General features: G+C 47.7%; 15 protein-coding genes and 1 pseudogene. 10 read left to right on the top strand and 6 right to left on the bottom strand.

Features of this window, described 5'->3' with window-relative positions:
• Window positions 1-197 (bottom strand): annotated as a pseudogene (locus A3IK_RS21295) (IS982 family transposase); the annotation flags it as partial.
• A 162-nt stretch (window positions 198-359) separates the two neighbouring features.
• Here A3IK_RS21295 and A3IK_RS0109155 point away from each other — a divergent pair.
• The 6 genes from A3IK_RS0109155 to A3IK_RS0109130 all read left to right on the top strand — a co-directional run bounded on the left by A3IK_RS0109155 (window position 360) and on the right by A3IK_RS0109130 (window position 5,225).
• Window positions 360-1,049, top strand: coding sequence for a potassium channel family protein (locus A3IK_RS0109155; RefSeq protein ID WP_211209429.1), 690 nt, complete (start codon window positions 360-362; stop codon window positions 1,047-1,049).
• A gap of 324 nt (window positions 1,050-1,373) precedes the next feature.
• Entirely contained in the window at window positions 1,374-2,570 is a 1,197-nt protein-coding gene (locus A3IK_RS0109150; protein ID WP_020559685.1) for an RtcB family protein, read from the top strand.
• Between the two features lie 84 nt (window positions 2,571-2,654).
• The gene (locus A3IK_RS0109145) at window positions 2,655-3,599 is read left to right on the top strand and encodes a hypothetical protein (RefSeq protein WP_020559684.1); all 945 of its coding nucleotides are present in this window, start codon (window positions 2,655-2,657) and stop codon (window positions 3,597-3,599) included.
• Window positions 3,600-3,635: 36 nt separating this feature from the next.
• The gene (locus A3IK_RS0109140) at window positions 3,636-4,079 is read left to right on the top strand and encodes a DMT family transporter (protein ID WP_211209428.1); all 444 of its coding nucleotides are present in this window, start codon (window positions 3,636-3,638) and stop codon (window positions 4,077-4,079) included.
• 4 nt (window positions 4,080-4,083) lie between these two features.
• Window positions 4,084-4,515, top strand: coding sequence for a DMT family transporter (locus A3IK_RS0109135; RefSeq protein ID WP_020559682.1), 432 nt, complete (start codon window positions 4,084-4,086; stop codon window positions 4,513-4,515).
• Between the two features lie 215 nt (window positions 4,516-4,730).
• Window positions 4,731-5,225, top strand: coding sequence for an RICIN domain-containing protein (locus tag A3IK_RS0109130; RefSeq protein WP_020559681.1), 495 nt, complete (start codon window positions 4,731-4,733; stop codon window positions 5,223-5,225).
• A gap of 396 nt (window positions 5,226-5,621) precedes the next feature.
• Here the strand turns inward: A3IK_RS0109130 and A3IK_RS0109125 are convergent, their stop codons facing one another.
• The 3 genes from A3IK_RS0109125 to A3IK_RS0109115 form a co-directional block, all read right to left on the bottom strand.
• Entirely contained in the window at window positions 5,622-6,794 is a 1,173-nt protein-coding gene (locus A3IK_RS0109125) for an MFS transporter (RefSeq protein WP_020559680.1), read from the bottom strand.
• Between the two features lie 33 nt (window positions 6,795-6,827).
• On the bottom strand, window positions 6,828-7,838 hold the full coding sequence (locus A3IK_RS0109120; protein ID WP_020559679.1) for a GlxA family transcriptional regulator: 1,011 nt from the start codon (window positions 7,836-7,838) through the stop codon (window positions 6,828-6,830).
• Between the two features lie 124 nt (window positions 7,839-7,962).
• Entirely contained in the window at window positions 7,963-9,267 is a 1,305-nt protein-coding gene (locus A3IK_RS0109115) for an aminotransferase class I/II-fold pyridoxal phosphate-dependent enzyme (protein ID WP_020559678.1), read from the bottom strand.
• A 28-nt stretch (window positions 9,268-9,295) separates the two neighbouring features.
• On the opposite strand from A3IK_RS0109115, the gene A3IK_RS0109110 reads away from it, so the two are divergent.
• Genes A3IK_RS0109110 through A3IK_RS0109100 form a run of 3 tightly spaced genes read left to right on the top strand, consistent with a single transcriptional unit; the run spans window position 9,296 to window position 10,945 of the window.
• Complete coding sequence (locus A3IK_RS0109110; protein WP_020559677.1) at window positions 9,296-10,000, top strand: glutamine amidotransferase; 705 nt, start codon at window positions 9,296-9,298, stop codon at window positions 9,998-10,000.
• Window positions 9,997-10,710, top strand: a complete 714-nt coding sequence (locus A3IK_RS0109105) for an MOSC domain-containing protein (protein WP_020559676.1) — start codon at window positions 9,997-9,999, stop codon at window positions 10,708-10,710. Before A3IK_RS0109110 ends, A3IK_RS0109105 begins: the two co-directional genes overlap by 4 nt.
• Before the next feature lie 4 nt (window positions 10,711-10,714).
• A complete protein-coding gene (locus A3IK_RS0109100) occupies window positions 10,715-10,945 on the top strand; it encodes a hypothetical protein (protein ID WP_020559675.1) in 231 nt (76 codons plus the stop codon).
• A gap of 145 nt (window positions 10,946-11,090) precedes the next feature.
• On the opposite strand, the gene A3IK_RS0109095 is transcribed toward A3IK_RS0109100, so the two are convergent.
• Together A3IK_RS0109095 and A3IK_RS0109090 are read right to left on the bottom strand one after the other, a co-directional pair.
• Window positions 11,091-13,382 carry a cadherin repeat domain-containing protein gene (locus A3IK_RS0109095; protein ID WP_020559674.1) on the bottom strand — a complete coding sequence of 764 codons (2,292 nt, stop codon included), beginning with the start codon at window positions 13,380-13,382 and terminating at the stop codon, window positions 11,091-11,093.
• The gene (locus tag A3IK_RS0109090) at window positions 13,309-14,415 is read right to left on the bottom strand and encodes a hypothetical protein (protein ID WP_026220895.1); all 1,107 of its coding nucleotides are present in this window, start codon (window positions 14,413-14,415) and stop codon (window positions 13,309-13,311) included. The genes A3IK_RS0109095 and A3IK_RS0109090 overlap by 74 nt, the downstream gene beginning before the upstream one ends.
• 381 nt (window positions 14,416-14,796) lie before the next feature.
• Here A3IK_RS0109090 and A3IK_RS19000 point away from each other — a divergent pair, with 381 nt between their 5' ends.
• The gene (locus tag A3IK_RS19000; protein WP_020559673.1) at window positions 14,797-22,968 is read left to right on the top strand and encodes a cadherin repeat domain-containing protein; all 8,172 of its coding nucleotides are present in this window, start codon (window positions 14,797-14,799) and stop codon (window positions 22,966-22,968) included.
• The last annotated feature ends 103 nt before the right edge of the window (window positions 22,969-23,071 follow it).

Raw genomic sequence — 23,071 nt, 5'->3', positions numbered from 1 at the left:
CGCTGATAGAACCCCTTAAAATTACGGTAACCCGACTGATGGTAATGCACTAGTAACGTCATGACTTCGCTAGCACACAAGCTACTTTCACGGCGGCGGGTCGCTTTTCCATCTGCCGTTAGCAAGGTGGGTTTCCAGACCGGTAGAAAGGTTTGGCAAAAATCATCTAGGTCGCAGAATAATCGTGTTAGCATCATAGTAAGCCACCTTCAGGAGATTGGATATAGGGTGTTGTGATCCTATGAGTATCTCAGGTTGTGTGGCTTTTTTCCTTATATCGAACTCAGGTTAAATAGTAACGTTTATTACATAGCATGATTATCCAGCTCTCAGAGCGGGCTGGTTTGGGGGATGTTGACATGCGTATATTGAAGATCCTAATGGCTCGCTATTCAGGGCGTGGTGGAGTTAAAGCTAATATGGCTCTTTTAATCGCCATGATCATCCATAACCTGATTTATCCATTGTCCAATGCTAGTGGTATTTGGCCGGGTATTTTTTATTTGTATTACAGCAGCATTTTTGTACTAGGTACGTGGGCGTTAACTCCAGACTATCGGTTACGTTATCTGGTTACTTTCTGCGGAATGGTGGCATTGATAGCTGGTATGTTGAATACCTATGTACCGGCCTATGCTCCCTCTGGTTGGGCTAGCCTGATGGTGGCGATTACCTCTATCCTCTATCACGGGGTTATGTGTTTCATACTAGCACAATATACCTTTCGAGCGCGTAAGGTCATGACGGATATTGTTATTTCTGCTACCACGCTTTATCTAGTGATTGGCTCAGGTTTTGCCGCTATTTTTGCTACGATTGAATGGATTGAGCCAGGCTCTTTTGTAGCTAGTTCGGGCGCTAAAATCCAATGGCAGCAGCTCTTGTATTATAGCTATGTGACGCTGACCACTTTAGGCTATGGCGACATTACCCCCGCTTATTTTTATGCTCAAGCCTTTGCTTCCTTTGAGGCTTTGACCGGCGTGCTCTATACCGTAATTTTACTGTCGCGTTTAGTGGGACTGTATTCTAGCCAGAATAATGATTAAGCGAGAGATTCGACCACTTATCTGCATTCAATAGGGCGTGATACTTTAGCATGGAAAAAAGCTTGACATATTTCTACTGCTAGTATTAGCCTGTATAACACTATTAACTTTTATGATTAGGGAGACGGACGACATGCTTGTACAACATAACTCAAATCTAGGATTCATGAATACCTAAAGTCTCCCGCTATAGCCGGGAGACTGAACATGAAATGTACAGTCATCCGGCAAGACGCACGAGTGTGTTGCATGTCGAAAACCCGGATGGCATCAGTCTCCGGGTTTTTTTATGCTCGGAGCAAAACTGAATAAGATAAGGTTTTTATGCCTATTCAATTTATGCTCAATACGGGCAAGGTTCCCGTTAAAGTCTATACCAGCGATGTGGACAATGCCTCCCTAACCCAATTGGGAAATATGGCGCAACTCCCCTTTATTCATAGTCATATTGCCGCTATGCCGGATGTGCATGTCGGAACAGGTGCTACCGTTGGCTCTGTGATTCCAACGCGTGGCGCGATTATTCCGGCAGCAGTCGGGGTAGATATTGGTTGCGGCATGAACGCAGTACGCCTATCGCTCAAGGCCGGACAATTACCCGATAATCTCTATAGCGTGCGTAACGAAATCGAAAAGCGCGTGCCCGTTGGTTTTAATGAACACCGCAAGGCCACTATACAGGGGGCGACTCTGAAAAATATGGCAAAGCACCTGAATGTCATTGCCGACAAACATGCGGGCCTCGTAAAGATGCTGAAGAACTTTGACCACTCTTGGGGTAAACAGCTTGGCACACTTGGAGGCGGCAATCACTTCATTGAGCTTTGTATTGATGAAAGTGAGGATGTGTGGGTCATGCTGCACTCTGGTAGCCGTGGTATTGGTAATGCCATCGGGCGCTATTTCATTGAAAAAGCGAAAAAGGATGTCGGACGAGAATTAGGGCAGTTACCGGATCAGAGTCTGGCCTATTTCACCGAAGGTACACAGCATTTTGATGATTATATCGAAGCGGTGGGTTGGGCACAGGATTATGCTATGACTAACCGCCGCGAAATGTTGCGCCTAGTGTTGGATGCTTTGCAAACCGAGTTGCCTGCTTTCACCACGACGCGCGAGGCCATCAATTGCCACCACAACTATGTAGAAAAGGAAACCCATTTCGGAGCCGAGGTCTATGTCACCCGCAAGGGAGCGATCAGTGCTCAGGAAGGAGAGTTAGGCATTATTCCGGGCAGTATGGGGGCGAAATCCTATATTGTGCGCGGTTTAGGTAATGAACAATCCTTCTGTTCCTGCTCGCATGGTGCGGGGCGGCGCATGAGTCGTACCGAAGCGAGACGACGTTTTAATACCCGTGATCTGATAGCTCAAACCAATGGGGTGGAGTGCCGCAAGGATAAGAACTTAGTAGATGAAATCCCCGGTGCCTACAAGGATATCGATGTAGTGATGCAAAACCAGATCGATCTGGTTGAAGTCGTACATACCTTGAAACAGGTGATTTGTATAAAGGGTTAATAATTTTCCGGTCTTTCTGTTCCTGCCGTCTTTTTTGTAGAGACTGGCAGGACAGGATAGCCGGAAAATTCCGGGGAGCCTATTATGGAAAAAACACAGCTTGAAATGATTCACGCTTGCCTGAGCGAGCAGCGTAGAGTATTTCGTTATGTACCAGACAGCTACGCTATTCAGTTATTACAGGACTATATTGGTGACGGCATGGCGATTGCTAGACTGCGTCAGTCACCTTATGCACGGCTGTTGAGTAAGCCCATTGTGCGCGATGCGCTGGCACGAGCCGGTAAGGGGGTGCTAGAGCCTTGGCATCTAGAGCTGGCACGGGGAGAATACACACATTGCAAACCGCTGCATTTCATGTTGACACTGGGTGAGTGGGGGACGGATAAACATCAGCGGCGTGCTTGGCATCAGCTAACCCGTACCGGCTACCATCTGGTACTACAGCTAAATTTTGCCAGCGATCATGTCCGTTATTTACGTAGCCTACTGAATACTCCAGAGGTTGCGCCTTTTTCCTATCGCAATCATCCGGTACGGCGGGATGGTGATTATGAAACACTGGCTTGGGCGCGGATTGATCTTGATTTTGCCAGTGATGAAGCACTGATTGAGGAAATCCAGTCTGACTGGGTGCGTAAATCCTGTGAACCGTATCACGACCGAATCTATGGTTCAGAGGCAATGCAGGCCTATCGTGAGGCATTGCGGCCTTATGCGCGGGTGTGGTCCGAGGCGATACTGGCAGCAGCCGTGCGTTTTATCCGTCATGAGCTGGGTATTGGCAAGGTGTTTTATAACAGCTTTGAAACTGGCAATAAGCTCAAGGGGCTAGAACGTGAAACCGACCTGCCGCCCCGTTCACTGTATACTGAGCTACCAAAAAAGTTCTGTTTTGAGCCTACTCATAAAGCCCCTAACTTTTTACAGCCGGTGCGCTTCGTGAATTACCTGCAGCGCAGCGGGCAGGGGGTATGGTTCAAATTACCCATACAAGGAGATTGTCATGATGAGAAATCAGCGGCATAGCCATATCGGGGGCTATTGATGCGGGATGTAAAACCTATGTTGCTGGGCATTTTCAGTGGCATGCTCTTAACCCTCGTGATCCAGACCAATGGGGTATTGGCTAAAAATACCTCTCCCCTCATGGCTTCATGGGTGGCTCATGGCGTTGGAGCGCTGGGTGCATTATTACTGATCATGCTGATAAGCCGTTGGGGTAAAACACAGCAACCGCAGCGGGGGCGGCCTGCTTGGTTTTATTATCTGGGCGGGTTTTCGGGGGCTATGACGGTGATTCTATCAACGTTTACCTTAAATGGAGGCGTACCACTGTCTAGCGTGATTGCCCTAGGGTTGGTTGGGCAGGTGGTGTTTAGTATTTTTTCGGATTCCTTCGGGATTCTAGGCTCAATACAGCGGCGTATTACGTGGGTTGATAGTCTAGTGATTTTGCTGGTGACGACGGGCAGCTTGCTAATTGTATTTGACCTAACAGGGCATTGAGCTAATGAGTTTTCTAATTTTTCTTGCCCTATTCAATGGGGTATTGATTGCTCTGAGCCGCACCATTAATGGTCAGCTCGGACACTATGTAGGCTCCTTGCAAGCCTCGTTTTGGAATCATGCAGTAGGGTTCCTATTTCTCTGCTGTATAGTGGCTGTGGTGTATGGCTTTGCGCTCGGACAGTTTGAATTTCAGCAAGTACCGTTTTATGCCTGGCTGGGCGGCTTATGGGGTGCTCTGTTTGTATTCAGTAGTAGCTATGTGTTCCCTCGACTGGGGGCAGTGAATGCCTCCATGTTGATTATCTCAGGTCAGATTGTCTCATCGGTGTTGTTTGATATTATTCAAGGGGGCAGCGTCAATGTAGTCCGAATATTGGGTATTGCCCTGATTGCAGGTGGGGTGATTCTAGCTGCTTGGAATAGGGCAAGGTAAGTCAGTATCCAGCTCTCATCTTTTCGTTCCTGCCCTCAAACATTACTATTTTTTATTAGTTAATAACTAGTTATCACCTATACCCCTTCATGAGGGGGGTGTATTGATCATTTTTTGCTAAAAATCTATTTTGGTACTATATTGGTTATTGAGAATAATTTCTCTGCCAATAGATAGCCATCGAGTGCTATTTTCTGAAATAGGAGTGCTTTGACATGTTTAGCCGTAAAGTATTGATTTTACTTGTTGCTTCCAGTTTGGGCTTGAGCATAGGTGTTTCACAAGTACAGGCAGATAGAGATGGGTTTGCACGTCTACAGCTCAAGTATAATAATAAGTTTCTGGATGCAAAATATTGTGGGGAAGAGTTGGTGATGCATCCTGGTTCTGATTATGCAGATGGTGCTTGCCAAAAGTGGCGCTTAGTACCTGTTGGAGGAGGATGGGGGCGTTTACAACTCAAATATAATAATAAGTATCTAGATGCAAGTTATTGTACAGATAAATTGGTGATGCATCCTGGTTCTGATTTTGATGGTGGATCTTGTCAGTTGTGGCGCTTAGTGCCTGTCGGGGGCGGCTGGAGTCGTCTGCAACTCAAATATAATAATAAGTATTTAGATGCGAAGTATTGCAAGGATGAATTGACTATGCATCCTGGTTCTGATTTTGATGGTGGATCTTGTCAGTTGTGGCGTTTTCTTCCATAACTGTAAGCACCAAGATCATTCGTTGTCTGAATCGCTATAGTGTTGGCGCTTTTGCTACTCATATACTGACAAAGTAGGGAAGTACGGATAGTACTGTACCGATCAGAACCAGCACTAAGGTGTTCGAGACAAAGTAGGGGTAGACCATCAGCACTAGGCCACACAATAAAGGTACAATAGCTCGCATCCGTTTGCCGTAGAAGAAATATACAAATCCAATAGCGCTGAAAAGTATACCCCAAAGCAACTGGGACATATCTAACGAAAGCATGGCATGTACCTAATGGTTTAAGTCAGCTCTTTATACACAAATTGGGATGATGTTGTAAAAGAGATGTGATGGGTGAGTATTGCAGAAATTCCGGCACCCTATCCCTGTAGTGCCGGAAAATTTAGTCAGGAGCGGGATAGTCGCAGTGCAGCAGCCGGAAATCTCAAATTCAATACCACCATCACTATCAGTGTGACCAACAATCCCCCATTTAAATTTTGCCAATCAGCCAAACTCAATAGCACGCCTCCTAGTGCCGCACCGAGTGCAGTCGCTAGTGCAATCAGCAGTTCCGTTAGCCCTTGGGCACGTCCTTTTTCAGCCGCCTCTAGCTGGCTATTGTATTGCCAAGTCCCCGCTACATAGAGAAAATTCCAACCTATACCAAGCAGGAACAGTGACAAATAGTAGTGCAGAGTAGTGGTTCCAGCCAGAGCTATCAATGCACTGCCTGCCAGTACCCCAAAGCCTGTATAAATCATAGTGGGGGCGGAAAACTTATCCAGCAGCTTACCGCTCACAAAGGAGGGTAGAAACATGCCAATCAGATGCCAGCCGATCACCGATAAACCTATACTAGTGGGATAGTGCTGATGCTGGTGCATGCTCAGGGGGGCGACAATCATCATCAAGAGCATGGCAAATTGTCCAAAGGCGGTATTGATGGTGCCTTGCCAGTAAGAGGTGCGACGCAGAAATCCCTTCTGCTCGTTGCTGCTCGCTGGTTGGGGTGCGGCTCTTGGTATGACTGGCAAGGCGCTAATGAGTAGCAGTGCTAGCAACCCAAACCCCGCAGCTAATAGATAGGGGCCTGCATATAGGATATTCGGTAACCACTGCCCTGCATAGATCGCTAATGTGGGGCCGAGTAGGGCTGCAATCAGGCTGCCGCTCAATACCCAACCGACCGCGCTACCCTTGCGAGTAGCCGGCACACTATCCAAAGCCGCAAGCCGATAAAACGCAGCGCTGGCTTGATACAGTCCCATTAGGATACTAGCAGCACAAAATAGGTAAAAATTACCTAAAGCGATAGCCCACACACTCACCAATGCGGCTAGTAATCCGGCGGCAGCTCCGAGCCGAAATCCAGCACGCCAGCCCGTGTGTTGTACTAATTGAGAGAAAGAATAAGTACAGATCAAAGCGCTAAGACTAACCAAAGTATAGGGCAGGGTAGCAAGCCCCTCTATGGGCGTCAGTTGAGCACCAATGAGGGGTGATAGGCTAACCCCGATGAGGACGGCAGACCAATAACTAGCCTGTGCGAGTGTGAGTAGGGCAAGACTTCGATTCATAAGCAATACCTTAAGGTTATGTGAGTCAGAATATTATGAGTACAGACAGAATCGCTGGCGGTATTCTGTGGGCGAGACATTCAGTTCACGGATAAACGCACGACGCATGATTTCTGCATCGGGATAGCCACACTGACGGGCAATGCTTTTCAGGGTCTGCGGACTGGATTCTAGTTGTAACCGTGCCTGATGCAGACGTGCAAGTGTGACATAACGCGCTGGGGACAGGCCAATTTCTTGCTGAAATTTACGCGAAAAGTGGCGTGTGCTCATCGCTGCTTGTTCGGCTAGTATTCCGACCTCTAAATTCTGGCTTAGGTGGGTACTGATCCAGTCCTGCACTTTCTGTAGCGCTGGAGTGGCGGCGGGTTTCAGACCCGTGAGATTACTGTATTGGCTCTGCCCACCCGGACGGTGATAGAACATGACCATTTCTCGTGCGGTTTCTAGTGCTACCTTGCGCCCAAAATCATCCTCTACCAGCCGCAAAGCTAAATCCATGCCAGCCGTCACGCCAGCAGAGCAATGATAATGATCGTCTTCGGTATGAATGGCATCAATCATCAACTCCACCTGCGGGAAACGCTCGCGAAACAGCTCATAGCGTCGCCAGTGAGTCGTCGCCCGTCGCCCATTCAGGCAACCCGTTGCCGCGAGTAAAAAGGCACCACTACACACCGAACCTACACGGGGTAGGTCTGGTAGCAGTTGCCCTAGATGGGTGATAAGTTCAATATTCTGCGCTAACTGTGGTGCGGGATCACCCCCTACTATTAATAGGGTATCAGGCAGTTCTGTGCCTAGGTCAGTGAGTAGGCCATCGCAGTGAATACGAGTACCCGTTGCTAGTCGTACTTCAGTACTATCAATACTAAGCACACGGGTACGGTAGGCCGGCTCCGTGCGAAGCTTGAGCCGCTCCAGCAGGATAGTGCTAGCACTAGCAAATACTTGTAAGGGACCAAAGACATCCACAGCATTAGCCTGATCGTAGGCTAATAGGGCAATATCTAGGGTTTTCTGAATGTGAATAGTCTCTGACATGGGCAATGAGCCAGTATGTAAATAGAAAGGCTCATTGTAAGCATTTGCTACTGCACGGAAAGGTCAGGAGTCCCACGATTTCGGACAGATTGCTAGGATGGTAAAAGCTATTATTTGTGTCTCATTATATCCATGCCCGCTTAGGTCGACGTAGGCTGTCAGCAATATCCTGTGCCAATGGTCGAATCGCATCTTCTGGTAGATTACCTAGACTGATGCGAATGGCAGGCTCTGCCCGAAGACGGAAGGGGCTGCCTGCCTGTACTCCCCAGCCTTTGACGGCTAATGCTTGTAAAGTTGCGGCTTCATCATCGACTGGCAACCAGATATGTAAGCCTTCACCTTCAGCCATCGGAGTATTCACTCCCTGTTTTACCATACTCTCAATCAGCATAGTGCGGCGGCGGGCATAGCTTTTGCTTGCATGCGTGAGGGTTTGATGATGATGGCTTTGTATCCACAATTGGGCGGTTAGCTTTTGCAATAATAGGCTGACCCAGCGCGATCCCAATGATTGCTGGCGACGCATATCTTCCACTAGCGCAGCAGAGCCACTGACTAGTGTTACCCTTAGGTCAGGCCCTAAAAATTTGCTCATGGAGAGAATATAAAGCCAGTGGGGTGGCAGATTTTTGCACTGTGGTAATGCCTGTTGCGCCAGTGGCCCCCAATAATCATCTAGAATCAGTAGGGTCTGAGGTTGCTGTTGTAATAGGGCCAAAATGGCATTTAAACGCTCCTTACTTATATTGGCTCCAGTTGGATTGTGTGCACGAGGGGTCAGAATCATAGCCATGACCTGTTTGTCTAGAGTAGGTACAAGGCAACCATCTACATCGACGGATAGTGGGATTGGTTTGAGGCGTAGGCTGGTCAGCAGAGCTATCAGCGGAGGCCAACAGGGATCTTCCACCCAGACACGAGCACCCGGAGGTAGCCGCAGGCGCAACGCTATAGCAATGGCCTCCAACGTACCAGAAAAGACACCTATATCATTCGCAGGAATTTGCTCTTTGATAAGCCACTGCTTGGCAATATCCAGCAATTCATCCGCATCACCTAATGCGTCATAACCGGTGAGTGGCGCTTGTAGGCTTAGATAAGCTGTATCTAGTGGGGGTAATAGTTTGGTATCTACATTACCACTAGCCAGATCCATCAAACCGGCAGGCAATACGGTCAGAAGTTCACTATGAGACGGCGGCAAAGCGACAGAGGTTCCCTTGCGCCCATCCGATACGATCAGACCCGCATCCCTTAATTTGGCGTAAGCATTGGCAACGGTATTGGGACTAATACCCAACTGGCTGGCAAGTTCGCGAATGGTGGGCAGTGACTCACCTGACTTCAATCGTCCAGCGCGAATCTGCTCTTCCAGAGCACTGATAATCTCGACAGTATTCGAGGCTTTGATATATATTGTATTCATTCATTAACTATATTGTATTGGTACAAAAATGAAAAGTCTAATTGTATTGCGTCATGTACCTTTTGAGGATCTGGGCGTATGGGAGCCTCTCTTGATTCAAAGAGGTTATAAAGTTTGTTATTACGATATGGGAGTGGATGAGTTAGAGATGCTTAGCCCTGAGCAGATTGATGTGCTGGTGGTATTGGGTGGACCGATTGGTGTGTATGAGCAGATGAGTTATCCGTTTTTGAACGCAGAGCTGCAATTTATCCGTGAGCGTCTGCAGGCTCAGCGACCAATACTCGGTATCTGTCTGGGGGCGCAGCTTATGGCACAGGCTTTAGGGGCGACAGTAGACAGCATGGGACACAAAGAGATTGGTTTTACCCCCCTGCAACTTACCGATGTAGGCAAAACCTCCGTGTTGAGTGGGCTGACATCCGATATACCTGTTTTGCATTGGCATGGTGATCAATTTGCGATCCCAACAGGAGCAGAGAGTCTGGCAACCACTACACTTTGCCCACATCAGGCTTTTGCGCTAGGGAGTTATGCCCTTGGGCTGCAATTTCATCTTGAAGTAGATTGTAATCGTATTGAGCAGTGGCTGATAGGTCATGCAGTTGAATTGAGTCAGGCGGGTATTGATCCTAACCTTATTCGCAGTCAGGCTACTCATGCACAGGCGAAGTTACAGCAGGCAGCAGAAACCGTACTCAAACGCTGGCTAGATGCGCTGGAGTTACCATGACAGGGTATTTATTAGGTAGGGTTGAATCGGTGCTGACAGGAAAATCCCGACCTTATACACGGGCAGGTACATATAGTGCGATTGACAAACAAGTGCTTAAAGCGCCTGTTCATGTGAGTGTTGTAGGACTTGAGGGGGATGAGCAGGGGGACTTGCGAGTTCATGGTGGTGTGGATAAAGCCGTACACTTTTATGCATTGGAACATTATCCATTCTGGATTGAAGCGTTGGGTAGGCCTCCAGTACTCGAAAAGGCGGGGGCATTTGGCGAAAACCTGTGTACAACAGGAGTAACGGAGACATCCATCTGCCTGGCTGATCAATTACGAATCGGTAATGTGCTGTTAGAAGTATCACAGGCGCGTCAACCCTGCTGGAAACTCAATGACCGGTTTGGTCAGCCAGATATGGCTAGGCGAGTACAGCACAGTTTACGAACTGGCTGGTATTGCCGTGTGCTGGAGGCTGGTGTATTGCAGGCAGGTGATGCGATTGAGTTGGTACAACGTCCTTATCCGGTATGGACGCTAGCTCGCATGCTGGAGATTCTCTATCACCGCTCACTGGATTATCCAATGTTAGAGCAAATGCTGGAACTGCCGCTAGTAGAGTCATGGCGGCGCATGATTGAAAACCGCCTGAAGCGGGGTGAGATTGAAGATTGGAATTCCCGCATCAATGGGTCGGCGTTTGTAAGCAAGAAGGAGTAGGTTTATGCCAAAACAATATCGCTTGATTATTTCGCACAAAGCTAAAGCATGGTGTGAAATTAATGTGAATGTACCTTGGTTGGATGAGGTTCTTGAAGATATGAAAAACCGCTTTCCGTCTGAGGAGGGTTACCATATTGAGATTCTGGTAGCAACTGAGGAGCGGCGTATCATTGACTATACCGATAAAGGGCCACAGGTATTGATGAGAGAGCCGATTTTTCTGCGGCAATAGGAGTTTTGAGATAGGGCGGGTGATGAGGTGAATGTATAACTTTTTAATGTATAAGTGTGCTGGGATGAGTAGCAGGGCAATCCATTGCCCTGCTGATCGGAGTTAACACACTAGCCTTGCACTAGTGATAGCCATTAGTCCCGTATTATTGCAAGCCTCCGTGAATGACATAATTGGCTGAAAGCGTGCTATTCAGCGGATGCAATAGGACATTGGCAAGGATTTGATTCACATCATTATTGGGGCCTGAAAAGATAGTGTCACCATCGAGATTCAGATCACCACTATAATACCCCTGTAGGATATAGTTAGTGTTGATACTGGTATTTAGAGGGGCGGTAAACACTTGCCCTAGAATGACATTAGTATCTAGATCGGGGCCGGCTCCAATAATGTTTTGATTAATATTGGTATCGCCCGTCCACATCAGGGCTATATTCCCCGTTTCTTGCCGTGAATAGTTACCGAGCGTGAGGGTAGTGGGCAGCGTAAAGTCCACTAGTGTTACCGTGCTGGTATTGAGACTCACCGCATTTAAGGTGCGAATATCGAGATGGTTGCGGTGGCGCAAGGCAATCTGATAATCGCCAGCAGCAAGATTGGGGAATTGCAATGCTACACTACCGCTCGTGCTATCCATCAGGTCGCCATCGCTCTGAACTAGGGTGGCTTGACGTGCCATTAGGGTAGTGCCATTCGCATCCCATAGCTCAACCAGCATCCAGTCCACTGCCGCATCGTTCCCCGTAACGGCTAATAGGGTGCTTGTGGTGGTTTCACTACCGGCATACGCATAGGGAGCAGAAGCATATGGTTGTTGCAGGGGTAGAAAACCTCTTGAGCGTAGATCATCACGCATCAGACCCGTAGCATTATTATAGGCACCCTGTAATAGCGCCCGTAGCTGTAGTTTTAGGGTTAAGGGTGAGTCATCGGCGGCCTGAGCGGGATTAGTCTCACCGCTATCTAACAGACCATTGTTATTAGTATCCTCTCCAGCTCGGCAAACTCCCACCACTTCAAGGCTACCATCACACACGCCACCGCCATCACTGTCGGGGTTGAGTGGGTCAGTTGTAGTAGCGGGATCACTGTCGGGAATAAAGTTAGCGCTATTGGTTCCCGCAAAGCTTACTGGGGTAGTACCCGAACTAGTACCCCCCGCAATCGGTGTACTTACACCTAATTCCGTACCATCTTGTAAGCCGTCATTGTCCGAGTCGGCATCGAGGGGATTGGTTTCACCACTATCGACGACACCATTGTGATTAGCATCTTCCGCTCCATCACTCAGGCCATCATCGTCGGAGTCGGCATCTAAGGGATTAGTTTCACCGCTATCTATTACACCATCATGATTAGCATCTTCGATTCCATCTGGTAAACCGTCGTTATCCGTATCGGCATCTAAGGGATCAGTACCGAGTAGAGCCTCCACCGAATCTAATAGCCCATCATTATCCCGATCTTCATCCACATTCGTGACTTGAATCGTAACGGTTTGGGTGGCGGTCATGCCATCACTATCACTGACCGTGACCGTGATGTCATATTGATTATCACCATTAGCATCGAGCGGGGTTTCATAATCAGGATTGTTGATAAAACGAATCGTACCATCACTTTGGATAGTAAAAAGGGCTGCATCGGCACCGGATAGACTATAGGTTAAGGCTAGCTCTGAACCATCCTCGACATCAGTAGCATTAATATCCACGAGAGCAGCGGGGACGTCGGTGCTTAAAATGGATTCACTGCTGGAGGTAGTAATGGGATTACCACCATTAGTGGTTAAAGTAGGGGGCGTGAGCGGCGCTTGTATCGTCCACTGATAATCTTCCACCTCGCCATCGGGTGCTTGAGTGGTACTATTGAGTCCCATTACGCTAGACCAGCGGAAACGAGCCACGGTAGGTGTACTATGAATGGCCGATATAGGTACGGTGATAGCTAAGGTAATTTGACCACTGACAGTATCGTTATCATTAGTGCGTCCTGAAACTAGGGAAATATTATCCTGTGCATTAACACTAATCTGTTCAGGGATACCATCTACCGTATCGGCAAAGTCACCATCTCCATTCCAGTCAATCCATGCCTGTAGATAAGCCATATCTATAGCGGGTTCTGTAATGTGAACGGTGATATTTGTACTTTGACCCGCAATGAGAACGGGGGTCGCTACACCATCATCCGATCCATTATCAGCACCTGTAACGGCACTAGTTTCAGTGGTGATACTAGCCCCTAGACGGAGGTTAGAGAATATATGACTGGCGATACCATAGGCAGTCGTATTAGTACCATTAGGGGCGGTAGAGCCATTTGCAGGTGCATCACTGTAGTCAACATTCAGTGTGGTATCACGATAATTTACATCTTGAGTGAGCGGTATACCCCCTGCAGCACGCCGTCTGTGGGGTATTAATGGGACCATTCGGGTCACTGTAGTTATCGGCTGCCTCAAGGGTATTGTCATAGCCATTATTACCGACCGCGTTATCCGTCTTGCCATCGCTATTAGCATCGGGGCGATTAAGTCCCGACTCCGCCAGATCGGTGAGGCCATCGTTATCACTATCAAGGTCGAGATAGTCCGCATTATCCGCGCCATCGGTATTCACTGGTGTTAAGCCTTGGCCGGCACCGGGGGATGTTTCATAGGCATCATCCAGACCATTACTATCACTGTCTATACCACTCGGGGCAATGTAACCGACCGTGGTTTGGGCTTCTACGTTATCAGGAATACTGTCATTGTCGGAGTCTAAATCTAGATAGTTGGGGATGCCATCCGCATCCGTATCTGGGCCGCTACACACCGCAGAAATACGCCCATGCAAGGCCATTTCTCGAATTTGTACTGCACCAGCTGCACCGCCACCGCTGGGGCCTGTCGTAGTAATCAGGAGCTTAAAGGACTTGATCGAGCTATAGGTCTTAGAAAAATTTATCGTGGCAATATTAGTTACCCCAGAGCCGACCAAGGTTTCGATCCCAAGGGAGGCTCCTTGTGTGTTAAAAAATTCTATCGTAAAGTCTTTAATACCATCCCCAGGAACACCAATATCATTAGCCAGATACAAACCACTAGCATCCATCGGTTTGACATTAGTGATGGTAATGTCTAGCGGTGGGTTAAAGGGTTCTGTTGCCCCATCGTAGGCATTTTGATCAGTTAAAACGCCATTGATGAGCTTATCTGGGCCAAAGGAAGCTCCAGCGCTTCGGGTTGATGTGGTGGTAGCAGAGGCGTAATAGGTGGAGCCAATCAGATCACTGAAGGTGGCACTTGGTGTAGTGCAAGTCATCCCCTCTGTTGTATTAGTAATACCATCGTTATCATTATCAATGTCTGTCGCCGCTAAGGTATTCGTGGCATACAGCAAATTACAGACCAAAAGCACACAGCATAGGCTAAGCATTCTAGCCAGCGCACGTAACTGACTATAAGGCGTGTGGTGATACATGGTGGATATACTCCCGTACCAGTCTATTGTTATAAATTATATTAAATAACTAATGCTAATGAATTTTAACAAGTTTTCTAATGGCAATCAAATTTAACAGTCATGTGAAATAGAGGTAATGAACTCTAGATTTCATGATGAACTGAGCTTGGCACGCTCTCTATTAGTCATATCCCCTGATAAGTTGACTGGTAAATAGGCTTATTAAAATTAAGTGAATAAAAAATATACAATAATTGTTGATTATTTTTTGGTTTAGATACTTTGCGCTACTTTAACGGCTAGATTTTATAGAGTAACCTATAGAGCGATAATGAATAAAATTAATGAAGGTTATAAAAACTCTATTAGGGGTTTTGACCTATATTTCGGGTAATCATAATGCGAATAATTCATCAGCACCTAGCAAACTATCGATTGCTATTCCTGTGGCTCTTGCTTTCCCTCATCACGTTTAGTCCTACTGTTTATGCAGCAGGTGCTCAGGTATGTAATGCCACTGATGCACGTGCGCAACAACAGTATTGGCACTTTAGTGTGGGCGCAGGTTTAGATTTTGGCACGACTGGCTCAACTGTAAACACCTTGACACATAGCAATGACCTTAGCTGGGGAGGCGCGGTCAGTGTTACGAAGACAGGGGGAGAGTTACTCTTTTATAGCCAAGGGACAAGTATCTATGGCTCCAATAATGCCGTACTAACCAATGGTACTGGCCTAACAGGTAGCACAGCGGCACAGAATGTGGGCGCGTTTATGGCACCGAACCGTCCTGATCGTTATGTACTGATTACTAGTAGTGCCGCGGGCACTGCTGGTCAGTTGTACTATCACTTAGTAGAGTTAAATACTAGTGGTGTGTGGACGGTAACGACTAAAAACCAAGTCTTAGGTACGGCTACTACCGCAGGTCCTGTGCTCATCGCCCCTAATAGCGATGGCACTAAAGCGTGGGTCATCACCTATACCTATGGGGCGGCGACTTATCTCGCTTATGAGTTTGATAGTGGGGGGCCTACTGGTAATGTAGTGACCTCAACGGCAAGTAGTAATAATCCGAATAGTAATTTTGGTGCGCTACGTTTATCACCTAATGGACAACAAATTCTATCGGTTAGCCCTAGTGGTGCAGGTGGTTCGGCTGCTCCCATTCGCTTATTTAATTTTAATGCCGATACGGGGGTGCTCAGTGAGGCTTGGAGAATGAATATTCCTTCGAGTCCTGCGATTGGTTCAACCCTTTATGGTATGGATTTTTCACCGAGCGGACGCTATCTCTACTTAAGTGGTAAGGATGTGAATGCTAAGGTGTTTCGTTATGATCTGAGCAGTAATACACCGGCAACTATTTTAGCCTCTCGCTTAGATGTCACAGGTGCTGCGACCAATGGTGCTGGGGGCGCGATTCAGCGTGGGGCGGATGGTAAGATGTATGTGGCAAAATATAATACCAACACGCTATCTACCATTAGTGATCCCGATGGGGCCGCTCCCGTTTTTAATGATGGCGCACAAGCCTTAGCAACCGGTAAGGTAATCAATTATGGTTTACCGCAAACCGTAGGCAATTGTACCAAAAATATGCCAGATACGGATCAAGACGGTATCTTAGATTATCGTGATTCAGATGATGATAACGATGGCATCGCGGACACGGTTGAGGGTGGGCAAGATGTTGATGGTGATGGTCTATCGAATGATAAAGATGTGGATAGTGATGGGGATGGTATTCCCGATAATATCGAAGCACAAAATAGCTTTAGCTATATCGCACCGAGTGGCACTTTAAGTACCAGTGGTATTGATACTGCCTATGGTACAGGTCTGACTCCCTATGATTTTGATGGGGATGGTATTCCAGATTTCCTTGATGCCGATGCCGATAATGATGGTCTCAGTGATACTCAAGAGGCTGGCATTACCTTAGGTAGTACCGACATTGATCAGGACGGTCTAAACGATGCAGTGGATAATAATACCAGTCAATTTGGTGCAGCCAACCCAGACCCTACTAAGGCCTTAGTTCCGAGTGGGGGCGTGATGGCGGCCTATCCTAATAATGGCGTTAGTCCCAACTGGCGCACGATGTTCGCGGCAAACAGTTGTAGTGTTGCTGGAGCACGCGCACAACAGCGTTACTGGTATTTAGGTTATGGCACAGGCTTAGATTTTGGCGCAAGTGGTAGCACGGTGACCGCCCTAAGCCATAGCAATAATCTAGGCAATGGTACTACCGTCACAGTGAGTAATATGGGTGGGCAGCTCATGTTCTATGCCAGTGGTACTACGATCTATAATGCTTCTGGTGCGGCTATGAGTAATGGAACCGGCCTCACCGGTAACACCACTGCTCCACAAGGGATAGCAGCCTTTGCCGCTCCGGGCAGTAATGATCGCTATTTTGTGGTGACCAGTAGTGGGGTAAACTCCAATGGGCAACTCTACTGGCATCAAGTCGATATGACCCAACAAGGGGGCTATGGCGCTGTTATTAGTAAAAATACCACCTTAGGGGCGGCTGCTAGTGCTTCTGGTGCGGTATTAGCGGTACCTAATCATGATGGCAGTAAGGTCTGGGTGATTACTTTCAAATTAGGTACCAATCAATACCTAGCCTATGAATTTAGTGCCGCAGGCCCTACGGGTGTTGTGCGTACGTCTACGGCTAGTAGTATTAATTCTGTTTCTGGTACAGGTAGTTCCTTAGCACTTTCTCCTGATCGGAGCCAGATTGTATCCGTGGTTTCTAGTGGCAGTACTACAGCGGCTAATAATGCCATACGCCTATTCACCTTTAATGCACAAAGCGGTGAATTATCCGAAAACTGGACGATGAGCCTGAATGGGACTCCATCCATTGGAATTCATGTTGCTAGTGCAGACTTTAGCCCTACGGGAAGCCATTTATATGTCAGTGGACGGGGTGGAACCGCGCGAATTTTCCGCTATACCTTGACAGGTAATAGCACGGGTGCTGCCGTATTAGCGAGCCAGCTCGATATTACCGGAGCAGGGGGTAATGGTACGGGGGGCGTGATTCAACGTGGCCCTAATGGGATGATGTATGCTGCCCAAACCACTACCACAACCGTATCCACGATTGCTAATCCTGAAGCCGCCACTCCTACCTTTACTAAAGGTGGGCAAGCATTAGCTAGTGGTAAATTAGGCTATTATGGTCTGTCTCAACCGCAATATACCTGTACTAATGCCTATCCAGATACCGATGGTGACGGTATTCATAACCTGATCGATCTGGATGATGACAATGATGGCGTTCAAGATACTGAAGAATGTAAACCTGTTTATTTTAACTATACAGGCTCAGATCAAACCTATGTTGTGCCTGCAAATCGAAGCTCAATCAAAGTAAATGTGTGGGGGGCTGCCGGTGGGGGGCGAGCTGCACTTAATGGTGTTAGTGGAGGGGGCGGTTTCGCCTCAGCTATTTTGCCCGTTACACCGGGAGAAAGCTTAACCTTTATTGTAGGTCAAGGCGGTAGACGTTCACCTAATTCATTGACTACTACTTATGGTGGTGGGGGTGCGGGCGGCTCGGCAATAGATGCCTATGTTGGCGGGTCGGGTGGTGGACGTTCTGCCATTAGACGAGGAACGTTCGAGTTAATAACAGCAGGCGGTGGTGGTGGTGCCGCGGGTGGTGCAACACCTACGGTGGCTATAGCAGGTGCTGGCGGTGGAATTCTGGGGATGGATGCTAGTAATAGCGGAGTTAGCTACTTTGCCACAGGTGGAACACAACTAGCCGGTGGTTTAGGTGCGGTGAACCCTAACAATCCTCAGCAAGGTGGTGGAAATGGATCACAATTTTTAGGCGGAAGTGCTGTCCCTTCGCTCACAGCCAATACAGGTGGCGGCGGTGGTGGTGGCGGTGGCTATTTTGGTGGTGGCGCAGGTTATAGTCAGCTCAATACTACGGATGAACAAGACACTTCAGGGGCTGGGGGTTCAGGTTATTTGTCTACGGGTCTGAATGGTGTTCTGATCGCAGGTGCAGGGACTCTATCCGGTGGACAAGGTCAAGTCGGCTATATGACCGGCATTGGTACGGCGAATGTCAGCGCTGATGGTGGGAATGGTTTAATAGCGATTGTGGATTGTGATTATGATCGTGATGGCCTCAGCAATGATCAAGACCTAGATAGTGATGGCGATGGGATTCCCGACAATATCGAGGCACAAACGAGCTTTGATTATATCGCACCGAGTGGCACCATCGGTATGGATGGTCTCGATACCGCTTATAGTCCTAGTAGTGGTCTAACGCCCTATGATTTTGATGGCGATGGTAGTCCTGATTATTTAGATACGGATGCGGATAATGATGGTCTAAGTGATACTCAAGAGACTGGGATTACTTTAGGCAGTAGTGATGTGGATCAAGACGGTCTGAATGATGCGATTGATAATAATACCAGCCTCTATGGTGCTCCCAATCCAGGGCCTACCAAAGCCTTAGTGGTGAGTGGTGGGGTCATGGCGGCCTATCCTAATAATGGGATCAGTCCGAACTGGCGTACCATGTTACCCGCGCAAAGCTGTAGTGTGGCTGATACTCGTGCCGAGCAACGTTATTGGCACTTTGGTGTGGGTGCAGGCTTAGATTTTGGTGTGAGTGGTAGCACAGTCACTGCCCTCAGTCACGGTAATAATATGGGGACGGGGGGGAATGTGAGTGTGAGTAATGCCGGTGGGCAACTGATGTTCTATGTCAGTGGCACGACTATTTACACCGCGACAAACGTTGCCATGACTAATGGTACAGTGACAGGCAATACCAACTCCCCTCAAGGGGTGGCGGCCTTTGCAGCCCCCGGCAGTAATACCCAATATTTTGTAGTGACCAGCAGTGGGACGACTACCAACGGTCAGTTATATTGGCATCAGGTGGATATGACTCAACAAGGGGGCTATGGTGCAGTAACTAGCAAAAATACCCTCTTAGGAGCCACCACTAGCTCAGCGGGGGCGGTACTTGCTGTCCCTAATCATGATGGCAGTAAAGTGTGGGTCATTACCTTTAAATTAGGCACCAATCAATACACTGCTTATGAGTTTGGAGCCAATGGGCCTACGGGTGTGGTACGTACCTCACTGGCAAGTAGTAATAACCCTGCCGGTGGCAATGGCAGTTCCTTAGCTTTATCACCCAATCGCAGCCAAATCGTCTCGGTAGTAGCTAATGGCCGTACCACGACGGCCAATAATGTTATTCGCTTATTCACCTTTAATGCTCAAAGTGGTGAACTATCTGAAAACTGGGCAATGAGTCTCAATGGAACCCCTTCTATTGGAACTTATGTCGCTAGTGCAGATTTCAGTCCGACCGGAAGTCATCTCTATGTCAGTGGACAAGGTGGGGTAGCACGGATTTTCCGTTATACCTTAGCGGGGAATAATACCGCAGCCGCCGTATTCGCGAGCCAACAGGATATTACCGGTGCTACTGGGAATGGTCAGGGAGGTGTCATCCTACGCGGGCCTAATGATGTGATGTATGCCGCGCAATACAATACAGCAACCGTATCAACCGTAGCTAATCCTGAAGCGGCTATTCCGACCTTTACTAAAGGGGGACAAGCGCTTAGTAGTGGTAAATTAGGTTATTATGGTTTATCTCGTCCGCAATACACCTGTGCGGCAGCCTTCCCTGATAGCGATCAGGATGGTGTATATAATCTACTAGATATTGATGATGACAATGATGGGATTCTCGATATTAATGAAGTATGCACCTCTAAACCGACAAGTAAAACCGGGATCACCGTAAGCTCAGATCTGAATTGGACGGGTGCTTTATCACTATTAGTAGATAATAAAGATACCAATAATCAAATCTATTCGACGAATGAGTCGATTGTGAATAAATCGGTATTAGCCTTTACCTTACCGACGCCTAAAGTGCTGACTCGCATTGAGTTAACGGCTTTCACTACTCAAACCCCTATAGTCGTAGGTTCAGTCATTCAGCCTCAAGGCTGGACGGGTACTAGTTGGGTGAATCTAGGTGATCCTCAAACCGTGGTAACACCGACGACAGGAACGCAAAGTACTCAATTGGCGTATCAATTCCCCTTAACCAATACGATTGCGTATATCCAATATCGTTTATATGGTGTGAGTGGTAGTACGCAAGTCAGTTGGTTACAAGAGGCCTACTTTATTGAGGCGTGTTCGGGGCAGGATGTGGATCTAGATGGCCTGACCAATGATATTGACTTAGATAGTGATGGGGATGGAATACCTGACAATATCGAGGCACAGACCACAACAGGTTATATTGCGCCTACGACTGCCGATGTGGATCGTGATGGTTTATTGGATGTTTATGATGCAGCAACAAATAACATCACCACAGCTTCTAGTATCGGTCTGACACCCGTCAATACGGAGGTAGCCGATAATCCAGACTATTTAGATACGGACAGTGATAATGACGGTCGGATGGATGCCAATGAAAATGGTTTTTATCTTGCCAATACTGATCCTGATCGCGATGGTTTGGATAGTACACCGGATACCGATGACACGGTGTTTGGGCCTGTGAATGCGAGTATTACGGATGTACTCAATGCCTACCCACATACAGCGACTGAAGTAGCTTGGCGTACTACAGAGGTGGTGGCAATGCCTAATGCAGCACCTATTATTATGAGTGATGGCGGTGGGAATACTGCGGCACTTACTCTAGAGGAGGGTGCCTTAGCGGTCACGACTGTAGCAGCGAGTGATGTTGATAATGATACCCTCACCTATAGTATTAGTGGCGGGGCAGACAGTGCGCTCTTTAATATTAATGCTAGTACCGGCGTTTTGAGCTTTAATACCGCGCCCTTCTATGCCCAACCGACGGATAGCAATGGCGATAGCATTTACGAGCTACAGGTGAAAGTGGACGATGGTAATGGTGGTAGTGATATTCAAGACCTAAGCATTCATATTATTGCTATTAAAGTCTTGGAGTATACCGTGCGTAGAGAGGCCGATGGACGTTACCATGTCTATATGCGTCCTACCCGTAATCCTGATATGAATATCAATCTCATTGGTCAAATTACGCTAATGGTGCCTACGGGTGGGCAGTTTGCGATAAGCGATTTCCAAAGTGCGATACCTAATATTAACTGGTCACTCAACCGTGCCAATGCGCCGGTGGAAAATACCGCCGTTGATTATTTGACCTTCTCCTTCACGTCTTGCTGCTCCATGGACTTCAATTGGCAAGCCGGGCAAGAGTTGGAAATCTTTAGCTTTGCTAATCCAGCGGTGTGTAGTGGTAATGTCACTATTATGGAGAATACCGATCTTTTTGCCCAAGACCCTAACTCTGTGAATAGCTCCTCCTTAAATCTCTTTACCAACTTTGGTTGGGGTGGATTAGAGAATAATTACTTAGGTAATTACGGTGCTCCAGTGGATTGTCGTAATAATGATGCACCTGTGATTAGCAGTGATGGCGGGGGCGATACAGCGGCTATTAGTATCACGGAAAATACTACCGCCGTAACGACAGTGACGGCAGTAGATGCGGATAATGATGCCCTGACCTATAGTATCGTTGGGGGAGCGGATGCCGCGCAATTAGTGATTAATGCCAGCACCGGAGAATTAACCTTTAAAGCAGCACCGAGCTTTAGTAATCCTCTTGATAGTGATGCTAATAATGTCTATGAGGTGATTGTACAGGTAAGTGATGGTCGAGGCGGAGTGGATACGCAACAACTGAGTATCACTGTTACAGCAGGTGCGCTGAGCTTACAGCTTAAAGCCTTATTACAGGGGCCTTACAGTACTAGCACTCAGCTAATGAATGATACGCTGCGTACCTTAAGCTTAATACCGAGTGCTCAACCCTATACTGTTGCACCGTTTAATTACACTGGCACAGAGACTATAGCGCCGAGTGTATTGACGGTCACAGGTAGCAATGCTGTGGTGGATTGGGTCTTAGTGGAGTTACGCCAAAGCGGAGCGCCGGGAACCTTGGTTGCACGGCAGGCGGCTTTGATCCAGCGTGATGGTGATGTGATGAACACAGCCGGCTCCACCAGCCTAAGCTTCAGTGGGGTGACGGCGGGTAATTACTTTGTCTCAGTGCGGCATCGTAATCACTTAGGGGTAATGACAGCCGCTCCGATTGCGTTAACGACCACAGCGCCCGCTGTTATAGACTTCACCTTACCTGCAACCGCCATATATGGCACACAAAGCCGCTTAGCTGTGGGCAGTGTTGCGGTACTGTGGGCGGGTGATGTGAATAAGGACGAGCAAGTGATCGCTAATGGCCCCGGTAATGACCTGAATAATATTTTAGGGAATGTCTTAAGTGCTACAGCCAATCAGCTCTTTAATACCAACTTTAGTCTACAGGGCTATTTCACTAGCGATGTGGATATGAATGGTGTGACCTTATTCGCAGGGCCTAATAATGATGTGAATATTATTGTGGGCAATGTCTTATTGCATCCAGTGAATTCCACCTTCTCCGCTAACTATGTGATTCAAGGAGGGATGCGTTCAGTCACTCGCTAATATGCGGCTAATATAAAAGGCAAAGGCCACCTGCTGCAAAGTAGGTGGCCTTTTACTTTAATCCACCATCGCCTCTTATTTCTTCTTATGATAGCCTATAACT

The organism is Thiofilum flexile DSM 14609 (assembly GCF_000380185.1).
GTDB lineage: Bacteria > Pseudomonadota > Gammaproteobacteria > Thiotrichales > Thiotrichaceae > Thiofilum > Thiofilum flexile.
Note: the sequence above shows the minus strand (reverse complement) of the source record. Positions and strands in the feature narration are given on the sequence as shown.

Coding starts and splice junctions, on each gene's coding strand:
- A3IK_RS0109155 (WP_211209429.1), top strand. CDS start 360: ATGCGTATATTGAAGATCCTAATGGCTCGCTATTCAGGGCGTGGTGGA.
- A3IK_RS0109150 (WP_020559685.1), top strand. CDS start 1,374: ATGCCTATTCAATTTATGCTCAATACGGGCAAGGTTCCCGTTAAAGTC.
- A3IK_RS0109145 (WP_020559684.1), top strand. CDS start 2,655: ATGGAAAAAACACAGCTTGAAATGATTCACGCTTGCCTGAGCGAGCAG.
- A3IK_RS0109140 (WP_211209428.1), top strand. CDS start 3,636: ATGTTGCTGGGCATTTTCAGTGGCATGCTCTTAACCCTCGTGATCCAG.
- A3IK_RS0109135 (WP_020559682.1), top strand. CDS start 4,084: ATGAGTTTTCTAATTTTTCTTGCCCTATTCAATGGGGTATTGATTGCT.
- A3IK_RS0109130 (WP_020559681.1), top strand. CDS start 4,731: ATGTTTAGCCGTAAAGTATTGATTTTACTTGTTGCTTCCAGTTTGGGC.
- A3IK_RS0109125 (WP_020559680.1), bottom strand. CDS start 6,794: ATGAATCGAAGTCTTGCCCTACTCACACTCGCACAGGCTAGTTATTGG.
- A3IK_RS0109120 (WP_020559679.1), bottom strand. CDS start 7,838: ATGTCAGAGACTATTCACATTCAGAAAACCCTAGATATTGCCCTATTA.
- A3IK_RS0109115 (WP_020559678.1), bottom strand. CDS start 9,267: ATGAATACAATATATATCAAAGCCTCGAATACTGTCGAGATTATCAGT.
- A3IK_RS0109110 (WP_020559677.1), top strand. CDS start 9,296: ATGAAAAGTCTAATTGTATTGCGTCATGTACCTTTTGAGGATCTGGGC.
- A3IK_RS0109105 (WP_020559676.1), top strand. CDS start 9,997: ATGACAGGGTATTTATTAGGTAGGGTTGAATCGGTGCTGACAGGAAAA.
- A3IK_RS0109100 (WP_020559675.1), top strand. CDS start 10,715: ATGCCAAAACAATATCGCTTGATTATTTCGCACAAAGCTAAAGCATGG.
- A3IK_RS0109095 (WP_020559674.1), bottom strand. CDS start 13,382: ATGGTCCCATTAATACCCCACAGACGGCGTGCTGCAGGGGGTATACCG.
- A3IK_RS0109090 (WP_026220895.1), bottom strand. CDS start 14,415: ATGTATCACCACACGCCTTATAGTCAGTTACGTGCGCTGGCTAGAATG.
- A3IK_RS19000 (WP_020559673.1), top strand. CDS start 14,797: ATGCGAATAATTCATCAGCACCTAGCAAACTATCGATTGCTATTCCTG.